5 protein-coding genes are annotated in these 2,345 nt (G+C 44.4%); 4 read left to right on the top strand and 1 reads right to left on the bottom strand.

Going from position 1 to position 2,345, the window contains the following annotated elements; translation table 11 throughout:
• Positions 1-245: 245 nt before the first annotated feature.
• Positions 246-410: a hypothetical protein gene (locus tag AC3A8L_RS21245; RefSeq protein ID WP_487964276.1), complete on the bottom strand. Its 165-nt coding sequence runs from the start codon at positions 408-410 to the stop codon at positions 246-248.
• Between the two features lie 61 nt (positions 411-471).
• Between AC3A8L_RS21245 and AC3A8L_RS21240 the strand changes: the two genes are divergently transcribed.
• The 4 genes from AC3A8L_RS21240 to AC3A8L_RS21225 are packed head-to-tail and all read left to right on the top strand — an operon-like array spanning position 472 to position 2,162.
• On the top strand, positions 472-1,146 hold the full coding sequence (locus AC3A8L_RS21240; protein ID WP_487964275.1) for a hypothetical protein: 675 nt from the start codon (positions 472-474) through the stop codon (positions 1,144-1,146).
• An 11-nt stretch (positions 1,147-1,157) separates the two neighbouring features.
• Positions 1,158-1,346, top strand: coding sequence for a hypothetical protein (locus AC3A8L_RS21235; protein WP_487964274.1), 189 nt, complete (start codon positions 1,158-1,160; stop codon positions 1,344-1,346).
• 10 nt (positions 1,347-1,356) lie between these two features.
• Positions 1,357-1,761, top strand: coding sequence for a hypothetical protein (locus AC3A8L_RS21230; RefSeq protein WP_487964273.1), 405 nt, complete (start codon positions 1,357-1,359; stop codon positions 1,759-1,761).
• A complete protein-coding gene (locus tag AC3A8L_RS21225; RefSeq protein WP_487964272.1) occupies positions 1,758-2,162 on the top strand; it encodes a hypothetical protein in 405 nt (134 codons plus the stop codon). Before AC3A8L_RS21230 ends, AC3A8L_RS21225 begins: the two co-directional genes overlap by 4 nt.
• Positions 2,163-2,345: the final 183 nt, after the last annotated feature.

Below are 2,345 nucleotides of genomic sequence, written 5' to 3'. Positions count from 1 at the left end.
ATGATTTACAAGACCAAATCGCCGCACAAAGCGCCAATATTCTCACCCACCGCTTACCCTCTTATGGGACCAAGGTGCCTTTGTGCTAGCCTGAATGCCTTCAGGGCAAAGCCCAAAGCTTTTAGGCAAGGCAGGTTTTGCCGCTAATGGCTGCAGCCCTTAGCAAAAAGCCTAACGCAGCATAAGAGTTTTGCGTGAAGCACTGAGGTAGATTAGGCTGGCGTAAAGGCACCTCAGCTACAAACCTACAGCCCCAGTATTTCTACGGCATACCCCGCCAAGTGAATTTCAGCGGGTTGAGTATGGATATCGATCGGTTGCGGTATCAGCGTGTGGCGAAGAGCGGTAGCAATGAAGAGGCAGTGGCGTTTACGCAGGCCGCCGGGGCGAGAAGTAGTGCGTTTGAGCATTTAATTCCTGAGCACGACTACAGGAAGTAGGAGGTAGGACGACGCAGGAGCCAAAGTCGAGATGTTTTCGACGGAAGAGAATCAAGCGCAAGGTATTAGCGCAGTTAAAGCACTTGCCATTGCCGCGGCTGAAGGCCAACGTATTTGGACAATAGACCAAAGTAATGTGGATTTAGCATTAGGCCAGCTTGAGTTAACTGATGGAGCGGAAACGGATATTCGCAATGCTGTGTTTGCAGGGAAAGTCGCTACCGCCCATGAAAACCAGATTAATTTTAATGGTTGGATTGGTGAGGGTTATATATTGATGGACCCGGATACGGGTGCTGCGGCTTATATTATTAGTGGTGGGGGGAATGGGGGGATTCTCATGGCAATTGGGCTTATGATGCTATTTCTTTGGGTTGCGGTAGTAGCGTCTGCGCTTCTTATAGGTGTTTTTGCAGCAGCGGGCCCACTTGCTGTAGCACTTGCCCCAACTTTTATTAGTTATTTGTTAGGAGCTTCGGTATTAGTCGTGTCTTCAGCTTTAGCCCTAATATTCAGAGGGATAGAATCTATTGCACTTGGGAGTGAAGATGCCTCATGGGCGTGTAATAAATTTCAAGCGAGTGTTTCAGCATTTCTTGGGGGTTTGTTATTTCTTTTGGTTAAGCAGCCTTTTGTGGCAACGCTTGTCGGGGCAGGCTCTGGTTTCGTGATTTCTGACTTAGCGCCTTGCTTGGAACCAGAGTAATTGGAAAATAAATGATGAATAAAGACTATTTTCGGTATTTTATTTTATACTTTTTTTCTCTTGGAGTGTTATTTGTTTTTAAAGAGATAGGTGCTTATTTTGAGTATAGTCCCGATATTAATATTATTGCTGTAATTATTGCTGTAATTATTGCTGCAGTCGGCGCTGGTTTTTCTGGTGCTGTAAAGCATAAGCGCTAACGAGGAAATAATGCAGGACAGGCACTCTAAAATAATTGCAATTGCACTGGGGTTAGTTCTAGCAATGTTAATAGCATTCCCTTTTATGGTGGGGCCAATCTTGGCGGCAGGCTTGTTAGCACAAGGAGCTTTAGCTGTAGCAACATTCAGCGCAATTGCTTCTGTAGTAGCCTTAGCCTTAAAAGGTTTTGCAATTATTTTTGACTCGGCGGGGGCATGCAAGGCGTCTGGCTATGCCTTTAATTCGGCTGTTTCTGGCTTGTTCGGATTTTTTGTGAACCTGCGTTATATCAAAGCCTTTGTGAATGGAGTGTTAGCTAAGTCGGATATAGTTACGGCTGCTTTTTTAAATGTTATCGGCTTGAGTACGCTCGTAAATATCAGTACTGATGTGATAGTGGGGGGATGTAAGTGATTTTTAGAACCAACCTATTAAAGCTTGCGTTACTATTTTTAAGTTTCGTCATCGTTAATTTTAGCGTCATCAACCTAGTTAATTTTATATTTGATCTTGATTGGGGGATGTGGAATGGTGCTGAGCTTTTTGTTGTTTTAGCCTTGGCTTTATTGTATCGCCGAGTAACAATTAGTGCTTCGGAAAAAACCATTGAGCTAAAAGGGGTGATAAGTTGGAGGGGAAGTAAGAATGTATATGTATTTGAAGATGTTGGCATTGATTTCAAAGAGGGTATCTTAGGTCGAATAGCCTTTATACGGCGCTCGGATAATCGCGTTATTGACATACTCCCCAACTTTTTGTATGGAGATGATATAAAGCTCATACGAAAGGTTATGGTTGACGATTTAGCTAAATAGCATGTCTGAAGTGCAGGCCAGCTGGCCTGCTAGAAAACTACGTGACCGAGCAAAACCCCGAGGCCACCGTGGGTGAAGTACTCGGTTTACAAAGTATTAAATTTTTACCGGCCCGCCCACTAGCCGATGGCCTACCCTACCAACGCATTATTACCAGCCAGCGTTTTAACCACACACCAGAAA

Source organism: Marinagarivorans sp. (genome assembly GCF_982758155.1).
This window is presented reverse-complemented; position numbering and strand designations above follow the sequence as displayed.

What these genes read in the sequence shown, in the direction of transcription:
- AC3A8L_RS21245 (WP_487964276.1), bottom strand. Translation starts at nt 410, where the DNA reads ATGCTCAAACGCACTACTTCTCGCCCCGGCGGCCTGCGTAAACGCCAC.
- AC3A8L_RS21240 (WP_487964275.1), top strand. Translation starts at nt 472, where the DNA reads ATGTTTTCGACGGAAGAGAATCAAGCGCAAGGTATTAGCGCAGTTAAA.
- AC3A8L_RS21235 (WP_487964274.1), top strand. Translation starts at nt 1,158, where the DNA reads ATGATGAATAAAGACTATTTTCGGTATTTTATTTTATACTTTTTTTCT.
- AC3A8L_RS21230 (WP_487964273.1), top strand. Translation starts at nt 1,357, where the DNA reads ATGCAGGACAGGCACTCTAAAATAATTGCAATTGCACTGGGGTTAGTT.